The following is a 616-nucleotide window of genomic DNA, read 5'->3' as shown; positions in this document are numbered from 1 at the left end:
GCAGCCAGCGGCGCCCCGCCTCGCTCGCGGGCAGAGCGCGCGCAGGCCATCCGGCGCGTGCGGCAGAGCCTGCAGACAGCTCCCAGCGCGGCAACGCAACGCGGTGAGGCGGAGGTGGCGGTGTCGCGGCTGCAGCGGGTGGTGCGGGCGGCGGAGGACGCGAACGTGATGGAGTGGGTGGCGCTGGTGTCGGCGCTGCTGGTGCTGCTGGCGGGCAGCCTGTACCACGCGGCGCGGCAGGAGCTGCTGGCGGGGGCGGTGACGGGCACGTGGGACCTGCGCGTGACGCTGACGGATGTGTTCTGCGTGGCGGTGCTGGTGGTGACGTGCGCGTACATGAGCGGCATGGCGAGCGCGCCGCTGGTCGGCGGGATGTGGGCGCAGTGTCGAAAGCAGGGGCGCCGGGGGCGGTGAATCATGCCAGGCGCGCATCCGGCGGCCCGGCGATGAGGATGGGTGCGCTCGTGAGCGCGTCGAGGCTCCGTTGGTGGCAGCGGGCAGTGGCGCCACAGCGAGCAGCACCTCACGCCGCGCCCCCTTGCGCGTGTTGTGCGATTGTGATGATGGTTATTGACTGCTGTTGATGTGGATGATGATGATGATGCGTGACGCAGTT

Annotated in this window: 1 protein-coding gene; it reads left to right on the top strand. The window is 71.1% G+C overall.

Translation table 11 applies throughout. From position 1 onward, the window contains the following. Positions 1 to 414: hypothetical protein (locus ACK41V_RS23700; protein WP_409786145.1), on the top strand; the 414-nt coding region annotated here is incomplete at its 5' end. Positions 415 to 616: the final 202 nt, after the last annotated feature.

Origin of the sequence: Acidovorax sp., assembly GCF_046291265.1 — a bacterium.
Classification (GTDB): domain Bacteria; phylum Pseudomonadota; class Gammaproteobacteria; order Burkholderiales; family Burkholderiaceae_C; genus Acidovorax.
This window is presented reverse-complemented; position numbering and strand designations above follow the sequence as displayed.